Consider the following 15228-nt stretch of genomic DNA (forward strand, 5'->3'; position numbering starts at 1 on the left):
ATATCACGGAAGGATTATTGCGAAACTTTTTCATTGAATTCAAAACGGTGTTCGGTCCATGAGACGATCGGCTTTTTGCCGTCGGATGCAGGATTGTAACGGCATTTATAAACCGTTTCAATGGATAATTTTTCAAGAATAGCATTGTTGGTCGAATTTGACTTTACTTTATGATTGATCACTTTTCCGGTTACATCCACCTCGACTAGCAGTACGATAACGCCCGAGACGCCTTGTTTTTGTAATTCTTTCGGATATTCCGGAAATTTACTTACCATCAGTTTTGGTGGAAAAAGTTCGGTTTTATTGCCTCCGCCGGGAGGAACCGGCGGTGCGGGAATTTCCAGAAGCCCGTCTTCGGTTCCGAAAATCAGATCCGTTTCATCGACCATCAGTTCTTCAGGAATGTCCGCTGCGATTGGAATTACCGGTTTGATCGGTGCACCCTTGACCGAGATCGGCTGCAATGTTTGCGGTACGTCAGTCACCTCAAGGATGATTGGAGCTTGGGTCAGATTAATTTCTGGCGGCGTTGGCTTTGGAATCAAATTAAACAGAATAACCATCAGTGTAATGGAACTCAAAAGCCCGATTTCCATCGTTTCGTAATATTTTTCCCTAAGGTGATGAAATGCGCGCACGATACCCGGCCGAATGGTTTCATCTGATTTAACGTCTATAGGTTCTGGAAGTATCATCAATAAGCTTTCAACATCGTCAATCATTAGACGATTGAGAACTTTGAATGTTTCTACTCGACAAGTTCCTTGCCCTGCATCAGGCTTTCTAATAATCGCTTAGTAAAAACCTTAACCATACGTTTGCGATAACCAGGACGAAAATTGGTCAAATCCATTGGTTTGGCCGCGTCATAGGCGATCCGAGCAACTTCTTCGATTTCTTTGTCTGTAATTTTCTTGCCAACTAAAATATCTTTGACTTGTTGCACTTCAAACGGACAAGAAAATACGGCACCGAGTACGATCGAAGCATCTTTACAAATTCCTTTTTCATCGATAACCAAGCCCACGGCAACACCCAGCATCGGATAATCAATCGCTTCACGTCGCCTCAATTTCAAGTAACCACCGCGAAATCCCTTCGGCTGAGGCGGAACCAGAACTTCGACCAGAATTTCATCCGGTTTCATCGTATGAAAATTCATACCGTCATTTTGATAAAACTCTCTGAGCGGCACAGTGCGTTCGCCGTTTGCGCTGATCAATCTGACAGATGCATTTAATGCATACAAAACCGGGACGGTATCGCATGATGAAATCGCATAACAACGGTGTCCGCTCGGTGCAACTCGGCACACGTCGCCTTCTTTTTTCATACAACCATTGAGAGCGGTACGCCAGAACTTAGACTGATTGTAATAAAAGCACCGCGTGTCCAATAGGATATTGCCGCCGATGGTGCCTTTATTTTGTAAAAGCGGCGTCGCAATTTTGCGCGCAGCTGATGCCAAAGCCGGATAGTTTTCGGTAACTGTCGGATGACAACCTACGTCCGTTATTGTTACGAGTGCGCCAAGTCGTAAACCCTTTGATGCATCGAAATGAACCGATTTTAACTCATCAATACGGTTAATACTGATCAAATATGAAGGTTCGAACAGTTTGTTCTTCATGCTGGGAATCAAATCCGTACCGCCGGCCAGAATTTTGGCATTCGCCTGATGCTGATGTAATAATTGCACAGCTTCGTTGATACTGGAGGGCGCAAGAAATTCAAACGGAGGCAATGTCATCATAGAAAATAACTCCGGTATTATAATACGTTTATGCGATAACGGAAGGTGATGATAATTTTTTCAAAATTTGAATCCGATCGGCCGGCTGCTGAGCACCGAAAACGTACGAACCTGCAACCAAAACGTTCGCTCCGGCTTTGATCACCCGCAATCCCGTCTTGTCGTTAATTCCGCCGTCCACTTCGATGAAAACTTTACGATGCGCCAGCATAGTACGAATGGCTTGAATTTTCTGGATGCTCGTTTCTATAAATTCCTGCCCGCCAAAACCCGGATTGACCGACATTACCAGAATCAAATCCACATCGTCCAGAACATATTCTAACGTCTGATGCGAAGTAGCCGGATTTAATACAACACCGGCTTTCGCGCCGGTCTCTCGAATATGTTGCAACGTTCGTTGCAAGTGCGTGCACGCTTCCTGATGAACAGAAATAATATCGGCCCCGGCTTTGCGGAAAGCGTCGATATAGCGTTCGGGTTTTTCGATCATCAGGTGAACATCCAGAGGTAGTTGTGTGATCTTCCGGAGGTGCTCGACCACGATCGGGCCGATGGTAATATTCGGAACAAAATGTCCATCCATCACATCAACATGAACCCAGTCCGCACCGGCTTTTTCTGCTACATGAATATCGCGTTCGAGATTATTAAAATCCGCCGAAAGGATCGAAGGCGCAACAACAGGCATAACTGTAAATCGAGTTTGATTCATGAAATAAGCTTATCAACATAGAAAATTTCGGATAGAGAATCAATTTGTTTTTAGCCAATGAATGACCGAGTTGAATTTTTTCATGTATTAATTTGTAGATCAAAAATGAACTTCGTTCTCTTTAATTCCATTTTTTTTCCAACAGTTTGTGACTATTAAATCTCTTTAATGTTTTCACCCTGTTCTCAGCAATTACCAGTTGATTTTATAAAGCGAAAGGGACATATTGCTACAGCTGTATGTTGAAGCGGCCTTTGACCTATTTTTTTATTTGATCAACTGCTCTTCATTTCGGTAGAAGTCTTAAACGTTCTCATTATTCAATCCATGATTTAGCTAACTTCATGACCAAAGCGTGGGTCATATTGTGGTTTATCTGTGGACGTGTTGCGTGGGGGCAAGAGCTTTTGTCGCCTGGCACCGTTTTCACAGTGTGCAGTGAGCCCTCAGCTATGGCTGTTGGTGATTTGAATAATGATGGCACTCTTGACATCATTGTAGCCGGAAAAAGTCAGGATAACAATCAGGGTGTTTTGTCGATCTTCTATGGTAAAGGCGATGGCTCGTTTAGTGATCCTAATAATCTAACAACCGATAAATTTCCGGTCGACGTCCAGATTGCCGATGTTGACCGAGACGGCTTGGATGACATCATAGCCATTCACTCGCCGTCACAAACCACGACCGTTTTGATTAACGAAACCCACGGTCAATTCAAAGAAAAAGATAACTTTAAAACAAAAAGCGATCCCAGCGCATCAGGTCTGGGTGATTTTAATAAAGACGGTATCCTTGACCTGATCATTGCATCTGCTTCAACTAAAGAATTACACCTATACAAAGGAAACGGAAAAGGACAGTTTAAATACGGCGGCAGCCTGTTGCTTGAATCGAATCCATCACGAATCCGAGTGAATGATTTTGCCGAGTCAGGAATCGCGCATGTTTTAGTGAAACCCGATCAGTCTTCAACTGTGATGCTTGTAGTTCCGTCAGAAAAAGGTTCCAACAAATGGGATTTTTCCTCGGCAACATTTGATATGCGCACCAATCCGCTTCTAGCTCGCATCGGTGATATGGACGGCGATGGAAAAGAGGATGCCGTTGTATTGAAAGATGGCGAAATTCAAATTATTTTCAGTGAAAATGAAGGGTTGTTTTTAGATAAAATTTATTCCCTCAAAGCACCTTTTGCGGTCGCCGCATGGGCTATTGGCGACTTTAATCGTGATGGAAAAAATGATGTTGCCGTTTTGGATCCGAATACAATGGTGATTGGAATTTACACTAATAATTCAGGAACAACGGCAGCTAAACCCGATTATAAAAAAGTAGCCGTTATTTACGATAACGATTTTTCAAAACCCAATACAGCTGACGTTGGAATTTTATCGTCCTATAAACACGTAAGCATGGAATTGTTCGACAACGAAGGAAAGTTGATTCGAAAATATTTTGAATTCGATTCGGATTTGCCTGAAGGACAATTTGCACTCGAGTGGAATGGTACCGATGAAAATGATATTCCGGTCAGTGATGGGCAATATGTTTTTTATTATAAATTAGGTTCGCTGGTCATCACGCGAACTGTAAAAAAATAACTTAATGAAGAAGGTACTGATGATATTTTTTCGCTGTCTTTTTTTTGCGCTCTTGATTAGCACCCCACTCTTTGCACAAAACCCATCTCCTGCCGTTCAAAAACTCCGAAAAGATATTGATCAGTTGGTCAACCAATATTTTCTGGATAATGCGTGGTGGGGTATCACTGTCCAATCGATCAAAAACGGTGAAACGCTCTACACGTTGAATGCTAAGAAAAATCTCATTCCGGCCTCGAACATGAAGATATTAACCAGCGTGTTTGCGCTCGACAAATTGGGTCCCGATTTTCAATACACGACGCGCGTATACCTTCAAGGCTCTTTTGAAAACGATACAACTTTCACCGGCAATGTCATTATCCGTGGTATGGGAGACCCGACGATTTCCGGCCGGTTTCAAGAAAAAAATAACGTAACTAAGATTCTCGAAGACTGGCGTGACAGCCTGAAAGCTCGTAATATCAAAATCATCAAAGGTAACATTATCGGGGATGATAATTTTTTTGGCGACGATATTCTCGGTAAGAATTGGGAATGGGACAGCGAATCGTATTGGTATTCGGCGCAGGTCAGCGGATTGTCGTTCAACGATAATTGTATCGATTGGTACGTCACTCCCGGTAAAAACATAACGTCTCCGGGACGGATTCAGATTGTTCCAAATACTCATTATATCAGCATCGATAACCACATTGAAACAGTAGCATCGGAATATCAGTCAGAAGAAGTGGATTTGATCCGGGACCGTGCGACCAATCGTGTTCGTGCAGTAGGTAAAATTGCCATTGGCTCGCCGGTAAAGGTTGGTTACGTCACCGTAGAAAACCCGACATTGTACACCGCAACGGTCTTTAAAGAAATTCTGGAACAAGACAGTGCCATTATTGTGAATGGTAATCCCGCTGACATCGACAGTTTAATTGGTTTCACTTACGACCCTGACCACGATTCTACAATCATACAAATCGCCTCGTATGTGTCGCCAAAATTGAGCGAGACGCTCAAGGTGGTCAATAAAAAAAGCCAGAATTTTTTTACAGAACAACTTCTTCGGACGGTTCCGGCTGTAATGCAAAGAACCGGAAATGCTGACACGGCTTTAGCCATGGAAAAAGAATTTTTACAACAGATCGGCCTCAATATCAAGAAAATGGTCATCGTCGATGGCTCGGGTTATGCTCGTACCAATCAAATTTCACCCAGCAATTTCGTCGATGTATTAAAGTATATACGTTTACATAAATACTGGAAACCATTCTATGAATCGCTGCCGATTGCAGGCGTCGACGGCACTATTAGCTATCGTATGAAAGGTACTGCTGCAGAAAGCAATGTGCGCGCGAAAACAGGTTTTTTGGATAATGTACGAACCATATCCGGTTTTTTACGGACAGCGGACAATGAAGAGTTAGTATTCAGCATTATGTGTAATAATTTTACGGTCAATAAATTAGACGTCGAAAAAGTGCAAGATGATATTCTTGCCCGACTAGCAACATTTACCCGGAATTAAAATAAAGCAGGCTATGAAACGATTGTTGATTTTTTTTGCGGTCAATGGTCTATTGGCGCTATCGGTATTGGCAGGTACCGGTGAAACCGGTTTTGCTTTTTTGAAAATCGGTATCGGCGGACGCGCGGCCGGCATGGGTGAAGCAACTTCCGCGGCGGCATCCGATGCCACGGCGACGTACTGGAATCCGGCAATGTTGACGGTCAATTCGTTCAATAGCATTGTTTTTACACACAACCGCTGGATCGAAGACGTCACGCATAATTTTTTCGCAGCTAAATTTGTAAATGACCGGCATGCTTTTGGAATACATTACATCTCCACGGGAGTTGACGATATCGAACAACGGGAAATTCCCTCCGAAGAGCCTACGGCATTGTTTTCTTCACACGATCTTGCAATCGGATTTTCATACGCTTACAAAATCAATGAACGCTCGTCAATAGGACTGACCACCAAATATATCTATGAGCGCATTCAAAATTCCGTTCATGCATGGGCTGTCGATGCCGGTTTCACTCATTTAATGTCGCTCGATGGGCGTAACTTACGACTTGCTTTTGTAATTACTAATATAGGCGCTTCAGGTAAGTTACGCAGCCAGTCGATTACTCTTCCGACAAGTATGCGATTCGGCGGTCAGTATGAAATACTGACTCATTCGAAATACCAATGGAATATTGCTACAGACATTGTCAAACCGCTCAAAGAAAGGTTGCGAGTGAATACCGGAACCGAATTTGGGTTCAATGATCTCACATTTCTTCGGGTGGGATATCAACTTGGATATAAAACACGTGGAGTCTCGGCGGGATTAGGCTTAAAAGCGCTTGATAAAATTCGAATTGATTATGGATTCACATCCTTTTCGCATGCGCTAGGCTCGGCACATCGCATTTCAGCCTCGTTTGAATTCTAAAAATTTATTTCCGTTTGGCAAATTCACTGAGAAGACTGTTCGTTGCCCGCAAACGTTTAGCAAACGTAATACAAAACGCCCACAAAACTTTTCGCGCAAAATTATCATCATTCATTACAATTTTAATAAACTGACTGTTCCTGACCTCAAGTAATCGGCTGTCTTCAATTGCGACAACAGTTGCAGAACGCGGCTCTCCATCCAGCAGCGACATCTCTCCGAAATAATCTCCTGCGGTCAAAAGCGCGACATCTTCGATCTTGTCTCCTTCGACTTGTTTGGTGATTTTCACTCTGCCCTCGATAATAAGATAGAAACAATCGCCAAGATCTCCTTCTTTGAAAATGATTTGTTCTTTTTCGAATTTTTTTCCACTGGCAACTTTTAAAACCTTATTAATATCACGCGTTTCCAAACCGTCAAAGATTTCAACGCTTTTAATGAGATCTTCCAGAGATTTTTGTTTTGCATCAGGCATAAGCCCCTACCGGGTTGAAGAACACAATGAATTTAAAAACTTATTTTCTTTCTTCATAGTTCTTTTTCATGAATTCCTGGTAAGCTTTTTGTTTTTCTTTAATCTTGCGCCACCAAGACTCATTTTTTACATACCATTGGATGGTTTCAACAATAGCTTCATCGAAACGGTATCGCGGTTTCCATCCAATGCCGGCAATTTTTGAACAATCGACAGAATATCGTCGGTCATGTCCAGGACGATCGGCGACTTTTTTGATTAATGATTCAGGCTTATTCAGCGATTTTAAAATCCGCCCTGTAATTTCGATGTTGGTTTTTTCATTGCCCCCGCCAATATTGTATACTTCACCAATTTGCCCATGATGAAGCACGGCATCAACAGCCTCACAATGATCAATCACATATAACCAGTCCCGAACATTCATGCCGTCGCCATACAACGGTAATGGGATATTATCCATTGCGTTCGTCACGAAAAGAGGAATTAATTTTTCCGGATATTGATAAGGACCGTAATTGTTCGAAGCGCGTGTAATCAATGTCGGTGTTCCATACGTCACATAATAGGCGCGCACCATCATATCACCACCTGCTTTGCTGGAAGAATAAGGGCTATTAGGCATTAAGGGATGATTTTCTGTAAAAGAACCTTCTTCGATCGAACCGTATACTTCATCCGTTGAAATCTGCAGATAACGGTCAATTTTATACTTTTTAGCTGCTTCGAGCAATGTCATCGTTCCCAGGACGTCCGTTTTGACAAAACTTTCAGCTTCATGAATCGAGCGGTCTACGTGGGTTTCCGCAGCAAAATTAATTATGGCATCGACGTTGGAAACCAAGTTATCGACAACATCTTTATCACAAATATTGCCCTGATAAAAGAAAAAACGTGGGTTTTTTTCCAAGTCCGCTAAGTTTTCACGGTTGCCGGCATAGGTCAAAGCATCCAAAACCAATATCCTGTAATTAGGATATTTATTCACCATGTATCGAACAAAATTACTGCCAATAAAACCGGCTCCGCCGGTCACTAAAATTGACTGCACACCAATAACTCCTTTATAAATGAATTTAAAAAAAATTATTTTTTAAGACTGAGCAGATACAAGACGGCCATTCTTATGGCCACACCATTGAGCACTTGATCTAGAATAACCGAGTGAGGGCCATCGGCGACGTCACTGGTCATTTCTACGCCGCGATTGATCGGGCCCGGATGCATGATTGTAATCGGTTTCGATACGGCCGCTAATTTTTCAAGCGTAAGTCCAAACTGATCGTGATACTCGCGCAGAGAAGGATATAATTCCAATCCCTGCCTTTCCAACTGAATTCGCAAAACATTCAACGCATCGGCATCACGAATGGCATCACGAATATTGGTATACAACCGGACATTCAATCGGTCAACATCGCGGGGTAAAAACGTCGTTGGCCCGCATAATGATACATCAGCACCCAATGCCTTCAAGCCGTGAATATTTGACATGGCGACACGACTGTGGGCAATATCACCAACAATCACTACGTGTATGCCTTTGAGATCGCCGTGTTTTTCCTTAAGAGTAAGTATATCCAATAAACCCTGCGTCGGATGTTCGTGCGCCCCATCGCCTGCATTGATCACGTGTGCTTTGAGCCGCTGAGATAAAAAATACGGCGCCCCGGCTGAAGCATGCCGTATAACGACCATTTCCACTTTCATAGCTTCAATATTTTTGGCCGTGTCTTTAAGTGTTTCGCCTTTTTGCGTGCTGCTGCCAGTTGTTGTAAAATTAATCGTATCAGCCGAAAGCCGCTTCTGAGCTAATTCAAACGAAATACGTGTACGCGTGGATGCTTCGAAAAACAGGTTGACGATTGTATACCCCTGGAGAGTTGGAACTTTTTTAACAGGCCGATTGAGTACTTCTTTGAATGAAACCGCCGTCTCCAGTATCAGCTCGATTTCTTCTTTGCTCATACCTTCCAGACCAAGCAAATGACGGCTGCGTAACTCCATGCTGATCCCGAACGTTGTTAAAAACCTGCCCAATATATCATGCGAGCCCTTCTTTAGCAAGAAATTTTTGCCCGCAGAGTTATTACTTGACATGTAAAATACTTTTTTTTATATTCTTACGTTAATATTCTTCCTCTATTTACTGCAAAGGAGATTATCGATCGGACAATTGTTACAGCGCGTACTCATTTGATACAAAATTGCTCTGATTAGAATCTCAATCTTCCTGTTATAGTTTGAACTTGCTAACCAAAACGGAATTGTTTAGTTTTACTATAGTAATTCGCTATTTTTAATTTTACAGATATAAAGGAGATGCGAGCAACAACATTTGTTAGAACTATTTATTGACAACATTAGCTTTGAATAAATAAAATTTTCTTGTCATCAAGTTTATCTCCATGGAGGTTCTATGGTATTTCGTAATAAGTATATATCGGGTTTTTTGTTTCTAACGTTGCTCACGCATGTAGCACCAACCGATTCGATGCAGGCTCAAACCAGTGAAGCAGGCGTCTTATTTTTATTGATTCCCCCTGGCGCACGCCACAATGGTATGGGCCAGACGGGTGTATCGACCGTCAAAGACGCCAATGCAATTTATTGGAATCCAGGCGCATTATCATTTATTTCGACGCCGGAACAGCCACGTGACGTTCAATTCATGCATGTTGAATGGCTCCCGGGATTCAATCTCAACGACATGTTTTACGACTATGCATCAATGTCTTGGTATCTTCCTGAAATCGGCGTTGTCGGTTTGAATTTTACGTTTTTCAATCTTGGAGAACAAGATATCACTGACGAAATTGGTGAAAAACTTGGAACGCTGAATAGTTTTGATATGGCCATTGCCGCTTCGTATTCGACAAAATTAGCGGAAGATATCGGTGTCGGCGGTAATATTAAATTCATATATAGCCGTCTGTCGAATCTAAGAATTAAAAATACAGGTGAAAATGAAAAGGGTATCGGTAGTTCCGTAGCACTCGATATCGGTATAATGAAGAAAAACCTGTGGGTCAAAGATTTGACATTCGGCGCCAGTATTGCCAATATCGGTCCCCGCATTGCCTACGTTGATCAGGACCAAGCCGATGTACTTCCAACTAATCTACGAATCGGCTTCACCTATCCGGTTTACAAATCTGAATTCAATAACGTTCATGCTACCTATGAAATCAACCGCTTGATTGTGCGCGGCCGCAAAAACGGATCGGACGACCTTTCAAAAGCATTGTTTACTACATGGGGTGATAACGGCTGGCATCGAATCGGACACAATATTGGTGTGGAATACACTTATTCTGATTTTCTTTCTTTACGTACGGGCACCGCGCTTGATGTCGCCGGTAAAGTCTATGATCTTAATTTCGGCGCCGGTATTAAGTATTCAATGATTCGGCTCGATTTCGCTTACACAACCAAGTTAGCCGGAGAATTTAATCCGCGTGATGGCTCACAATTTTACAGCATCGGATTGAATTTTTGATTTTTTTGTATAATCTGTTGAAACAAAAACCGAGGCAGTTCGAAAGAGCTGTGTTCGGTTTTTTTTTGGAAATCTAAAGCTGAAAAAAACTGCATGCGATCAGTCATACTTCTGATTCTCTTATCGTCATCTTTAATCGGACAAAATCTCCAACTCCGTAAACACCTGTCATTGGCCAGATCATCTGCGGCAACGATGACATCCGGAATACCGCGTCATGTTAATGTACTCGCGTTACGCGTTCAATTTCGGCTTGAAGATCCCGACAACGATCGCACAACGGGTAATGGTCATTTTGATTTAGGCGCCAATCCAAATCGTACTATTGACCCACCTCCGCATAATAAACGTTATTTCGAAGATCAATTGCTCGCTATGAAAAATTATTTTCTCGATGTGTCTGACAGCAATTTGATCATTGATTATACTGTAAAACCCGATAACGACGATGAAGCCATTACGCTCAATAAATTCATGCGCGAATATGGCAGAGACGCGTCGGAAGAACAGCGAAGCCTGCGGCTGGCGGAATTTTTCTATGATGCTATTGCAAAAGCCGATAGTATGGGCACAATTGATTTTTCGTTGTATGATTATGTCATAATTTTTCATGCCGGTGTTGGTCAGGACTTTAGTCGTAGCGACAATACTCCGGATGATCTTTCATCGCGATTTGTAACATTGGATCTTTTGCAGCAACGATTTGGCTCAACCTTCGATGGAGTTCCGGTTAATAATGACAACATTAAAATTCATAATGGCATTGTTGTACCAGAGACGGAAACGCAAGCATTGATTGATCCGTTTTTTGGATTGGAAGACACGGTCGAAGTTGGCCTTACTGGAATTCTTGTTTCTAATTTCGGAAGCCAGCTTGGTATGCCTGACCTTTTTAATACGAGTAATGGAACAAATGGTATCGGCGTGTTTGGCCTGGAAGACCAGGGTGCGCTCAATGGTGACGGGTTGATTCCTGCCGAACCTGATCCGTGGACAAAAATTTACATGGGCTGGGCTGCACCTATCGTCATCAGCGATAGTATCAATTTGATGCTTTCTCCAAAAAAAATAGCCGGAAAGAATACCATCATTAAAGTCCCAATTAATTCAAGCGAGTATTTTCTTATTGAAAATAAACAGCAAAACGTCATCCCAGATGAATTGTCACCGACTTTTATCTTTCATGCGATCAAAGACAGCAATGAATCGACAGGTGTCGTAACCTATGATACGTTGTATAAAGCCGGCGCCATCCGATCGTCAGAAACTAAAGTGATAACCAACATCGATGAATACGACAGCGCTCTACCGGGAAACGGCCTGTTAATATGGCACATCGATGAAAAAATCATTACTTCTAATTTGATTTCCAATTCAATTAACAATGATCCCAACAGGCGCGGCGTGCGTTTAGTAGAGGCGTCCGGCAGCCAGGATATTGGTTTTACCAATAGCGGTGATTTGTTTGATTTTTACTTCAAAGGTAATGAAGCATTCGCAGTCTTTAATCAAAATGTTGACTCCATTTTTCTGACGCCATTTTCAGTGCCCAATTCCCTGAGTAATGATCGTGCCAATCACGGCATTACGATCTCTCAAATCAGCACGCTGCAACCGATTATGTCGATGAACATTCGGACATCGTTGATGCAAAAAGGTTTTCCGCAATATACAGGAGAGCGATTCGGTTTCAATTCAGTTACCTATGGCGACATTGCCGGCGATACCCGCGAGGAAATTATTGCCGCGAGTAGCGATGGAAGTGTGTGGGCTTGGAACTCTGATGGTAAACCGGTTATCACAAGTTCTCATTTCAAAACTTATTACGGATTAGGCGGCGATTCGACCGAATACCCCGTCGCATTTTTTGCTTCAACTTCAGATTCCATTTTAGTTTCACCTGCATTGGCTGATTTGGACAATGATGGAAAGTCAGACATCATCGTCGGTACAAAAAGCGGGCACATTGTAGCGTGGAAGGCTGAAGATGCCGACGTCGACCAATCGGCTGATACGTTGTTTGTATATCAAACCGGAAATGCTATCACGTCAAGTCCAATGATTATGCCTGATAAAAAAATTATTGCAGGATGTCAAAACGGATTATTGGTCATCCTCAATTCTAATGGCACATTGGCCAATTCAGTGAATTTGAGCCACCCGATTTTATCTACAGCCTTATTTAATAACGATTCGGTGTTGGTCAGCACATCGTCTGAACTGATTATTTTATCGATATCAACAATGAATTTTTCGGTATTGGACAACGCATCAGGATCCTTTATTGCCGGCGACTTATCACACAGCGGGCGTACAACAGCCATCGCATTGGATCAGTCCGGAACGACCGGCGTCATTAAAACTTTTCTTGGTCCAAATTCCAATCTGTCTTTTTCAGTATCGGAAAAAGTTTTTTCCCAGTTGTCAATGGCCGATATCGATAAAGACGGTTTTTTAGAAATTGTGCTGGCTGGCTCAAATAAAATTTATGCGTTTAATCATAACGGAAGTTTAGTTACAAATTTTCCAATTACGCTTAATGCCCGTAATCCTGTTGGTCTGATTTCTTCTTCCGTTTTAATCGGCGATATCGACGGAGATAATGCTATGGATCTTTTGACGGCCGCTTCGAATGGCTTGATCCATGCGTACGATTTGAAAGGCAGTCCTAAATCCGGATTTCCACTGGCTACAGGTCAATCGATTTTAGGATCCCCAGCCATCTTGGATGCCGATCACGACGGCGACATTGAGATCGTTGCTGCGTGCGAAGACGGGTTTATTTACATGTGGGATTTGCCCGGAACATATAATTCAGCCCAAATCAAGTGGGGACAATTTCTGCACGATGCCGTTCATTCGGCCTTTACAGATGAACAAGCAACACCCATCACACCCGGCAATGAATTAATGCCCAAAAGATCGGTGTATAATTACCCGAATCCGGCTCGAGGTGAGAGCACAACCATCCGATATTATTTATCCGAACAAGCGGATGTAACGATTCACATTGTTGATTTAGCCGGTGATTTGGTTCAAACGCTTCGAGGACCAGGCGCTGCTGCTACGGATAATGAAGTTGTGTGGCCGTTAAACAAGATTCAGAGCGGCATTTATTTTGCGAAAATAACCGCCAAAACTTCGGGTGGGAAAAAATCCACGCGTACCATCAAAATTGCGGTGTCCAAGTAACATGATCACCTTATTCATTGAGGCTTGCATCGTTTGAGCGCGAATCAACAAACGATTTCTGAAACAAGTGTCGTTGCCAGGGGCGCCTTTATCAACTTAATCGGCAATCTCGGTAAACTCTCCCATTTCGTTTTTGATATTATTGCAACTCGAGTGTTGGGACAGACGGTTTTCGGCTATTTCAGCACTACGTGGTTAATTATGAACCTTGCCTTTATCGTATGCTATTTTGGCGCTCATCGCCTCGTGATCGATTTTGTCGTCAAAAGCCGGACTGAAAATGATGAAGAATATTACAAGGGTATTGCGGCATATATTTATCTGAGCTTCATGCTCAGCGCGTTTTTTGTGCTTTTTATGTACTTGTTTGCAGGTGACATTGCACGATGGCTGGATAAACCGCCTCTGGAAGAATATCTGAAAATCATGTCGTGGTCAACGCCGTTTTATTGTTTGACGACCATTTTATTGACGGCAACGCGCGGATTAAAATTTATGAAGTTTTGGGTATTCGTGCGAAACGGCGCCGAACCATTTCTTGATCTCATATTTTTATGCATTATTTTCTTTTCGCTCTCTATTGTGGCAGCTCCGTTCTATGCCAAAGCGCTGGGTTTCACTGGCGGATGCTTTGTTGCACTATACTTTTTCAATAAATTTTTTTCGTTTAAAAAAATCTTCCGGTTTTGGCCTCCATTCAGTATTTGGAAACGGATCGTATCATTCGGATTACCGGTCATGTTTGCCGACTTTCTGTCCATTGTAATTTTAAAAGTTGACGTTATTGTGCTTAGCATTTTAGCGCCTGCGGGGCCCGTGGCCGTATTTCAGATAATTCTGAATATTGCCAATACCATGCGCAACATCCCGCAGGCTATCGACCCGATCATGATGCCGGTTGTAGTCGAAATGCGTCAGAAGAAAAATTACGACGCGCTAGAAAAAATTTATTCTACAATCATCCATATCAGTTTTTTTCTCAGTGCAGGATTTTTTGTACTCAATGTACTTTTCGGTCATTTGCTGTTGAACGTTTACGGAAGCGATTTTGTATACGGCACCACGGCTCTTGTTCTCACATGTTTTGGCATTATGCTGCATACAGTTTTTTCAAGCGTCGAACCGGTATTGATCATGTCAGGATTTCCTTATTTAAATTTATTTAACAATATTTTTTTCGTTGTGGTCAATCTTGTGATAGATTTTCTGCTCATTCCAAGTTATGGAATCCTTGGTGCAGCTATCGGATGCGTCACGGCCAGTGCTTTGACAGCCGGTTTGCAGTTGGGACAACTTTATTTTAAACTCAAGTTACGACCGATTCGATGGGATAATTGGCAAGTCGCGGCGTTTGGCGCTGCTTTTTTTGTAATCTATAGCGGACTTGACTTACTGTTCGATCGATTAGGTATCAACAACATAACTATACAAATTTTTTCTTTTATTTCTTATCTTGTATTATATCTATATTTCGGGTGGAAATGGATTTTTCATGATGATGATCGATTGATATTCTCAACTATTCTAAAAAAGAAACAGACTTCTTAGGGAG

12 protein-coding genes are annotated in these 15228 nt (G+C 42.3%); 6 read left to right on the forward strand and 6 right to left on the reverse strand.

Going from position 1 to position 15228, the window contains the following annotated elements; all coding sequences use genetic code 11:
* Nucleotides 1-14: 14 nt before the first annotated feature.
* The 3 genes from K1X84_08235 to rpe are packed head-to-tail and all read right to left on the reverse strand — an operon-like array spanning nt 15 to nt 2447.
* Nucleotides 15-698, reverse strand: coding sequence for an energy transducer TonB (locus tag K1X84_08235; GenBank protein MBX7151614.1), 684 nt, complete (start codon nt 696-698; stop codon nt 15-17).
* 53 nt (nt 699-751) lie between these two features.
* Nucleotides 752-1756 carry an FAD binding domain-containing protein gene (locus K1X84_08240; protein MBX7151615.1) on the reverse strand — a complete coding sequence of 335 codons (1005 nt, stop codon included), beginning with the start codon at nt 1754-1756 and terminating at the stop codon, nt 752-754.
* Between the two features lie 28 nt (nt 1757-1784).
* Nucleotides 1785-2447, reverse strand: coding sequence for a ribulose-phosphate 3-epimerase (gene rpe / locus K1X84_08245; protein MBX7151616.1), 663 nt, complete (start codon nt 2445-2447; stop codon nt 1785-1787).
* A 368-nt stretch (nt 2448-2815) separates the two neighbouring features.
* Between rpe and K1X84_08250 the strand changes: the two genes are divergently transcribed.
* From K1X84_08250 to K1X84_08260, 3 genes are read left to right on the forward strand one after another with little or no spacing between them, the layout of a single operon-like run.
* A complete protein-coding gene (locus K1X84_08250) occupies nt 2816-4072 on the forward strand; it encodes an FG-GAP-like repeat-containing protein (GenBank protein MBX7151617.1) in 1257 nt (418 codons plus the stop codon).
* Between the two features lie 19 nt (nt 4073-4091).
* The gene (dacB, locus tag K1X84_08255; protein ID MBX7151618.1) at nt 4092-5588 is read left to right on the forward strand and encodes a D-alanyl-D-alanine carboxypeptidase/D-alanyl-D-alanine-endopeptidase; all 1497 of its coding nucleotides are present in this window, start codon (nt 4092-4094) and stop codon (nt 5586-5588) included.
* A 13-nt stretch (nt 5589-5601) separates the two neighbouring features.
* Nucleotides 5602-6507 carry a PorV/PorQ family protein gene (locus K1X84_08260; protein ID MBX7151619.1) on the forward strand — a complete coding sequence of 302 codons (906 nt, stop codon included), beginning with the start codon at nt 5602-5604 and terminating at the stop codon, nt 6505-6507.
* 4 nt (nt 6508-6511) lie between these two features.
* Here K1X84_08260 and K1X84_08265 read toward each other — a convergent pair whose 3' ends face one another.
* Genes K1X84_08265 through K1X84_08275 form a run of 3 tightly spaced genes read right to left on the reverse strand, consistent with a single transcriptional unit; the run spans nt 6512 to nt 8992 of the window.
* Nucleotides 6512-6985, reverse strand: a complete 474-nt coding sequence (locus K1X84_08265; protein ID MBX7151620.1) for a cyclic nucleotide-binding domain-containing protein — start codon at nt 6983-6985, stop codon at nt 6512-6514.
* Between the two features lie 40 nt (nt 6986-7025).
* A complete protein-coding gene (gene rfbB, locus K1X84_08270; GenBank protein ID MBX7151621.1) occupies nt 7026-8036 on the reverse strand; it encodes a dTDP-glucose 4,6-dehydratase in 1011 nt (336 codons plus the stop codon).
* 35 nt (nt 8037-8071) lie between these two features.
* Nucleotides 8072-8992: an aspartate carbamoyltransferase catalytic subunit gene (locus K1X84_08275; GenBank protein MBX7151622.1), complete on the reverse strand. Its 921-nt coding sequence runs from the start codon at nt 8990-8992 to the stop codon at nt 8072-8074.
* 412 nt (nt 8993-9404) lie between these two features.
* Here K1X84_08275 and K1X84_08280 point away from each other — a divergent pair, with 412 nt between their 5' ends.
* The 3 genes from K1X84_08280 (at nt 9405) to K1X84_08290 (ending at nt 15224) form a co-directional block, all read left to right on the forward strand.
* Nucleotides 9405-10484 (forward strand): PorV/PorQ family protein, encoded by a 1080-nt coding sequence (locus tag K1X84_08280; protein ID MBX7151623.1) that lies wholly within the window; start codon nt 9405-9407, stop codon nt 10482-10484.
* Between the two features lie 93 nt (nt 10485-10577).
* Nucleotides 10578-13676 (forward strand): FG-GAP-like repeat-containing protein, encoded by a 3099-nt coding sequence (locus K1X84_08285; GenBank protein MBX7151624.1) that lies wholly within the window; start codon nt 10578-10580, stop codon nt 13674-13676.
* Nucleotides 13677-13709: 33 nt separating this feature from the next.
* Nucleotides 13710-15224, forward strand: coding sequence for an oligosaccharide flippase family protein (locus K1X84_08290; protein MBX7151625.1), 1515 nt, complete (start codon nt 13710-13712; stop codon nt 15222-15224).
* Nucleotides 15225-15228 lie beyond the last annotated feature (4 nt).

Source organism: bacterium (assembly GCA_019695335.1).
In the GTDB taxonomy this organism is placed as follows: domain Bacteria; phylum CLD3; class CLD3; order SB21; family SB21; genus JABWBZ01.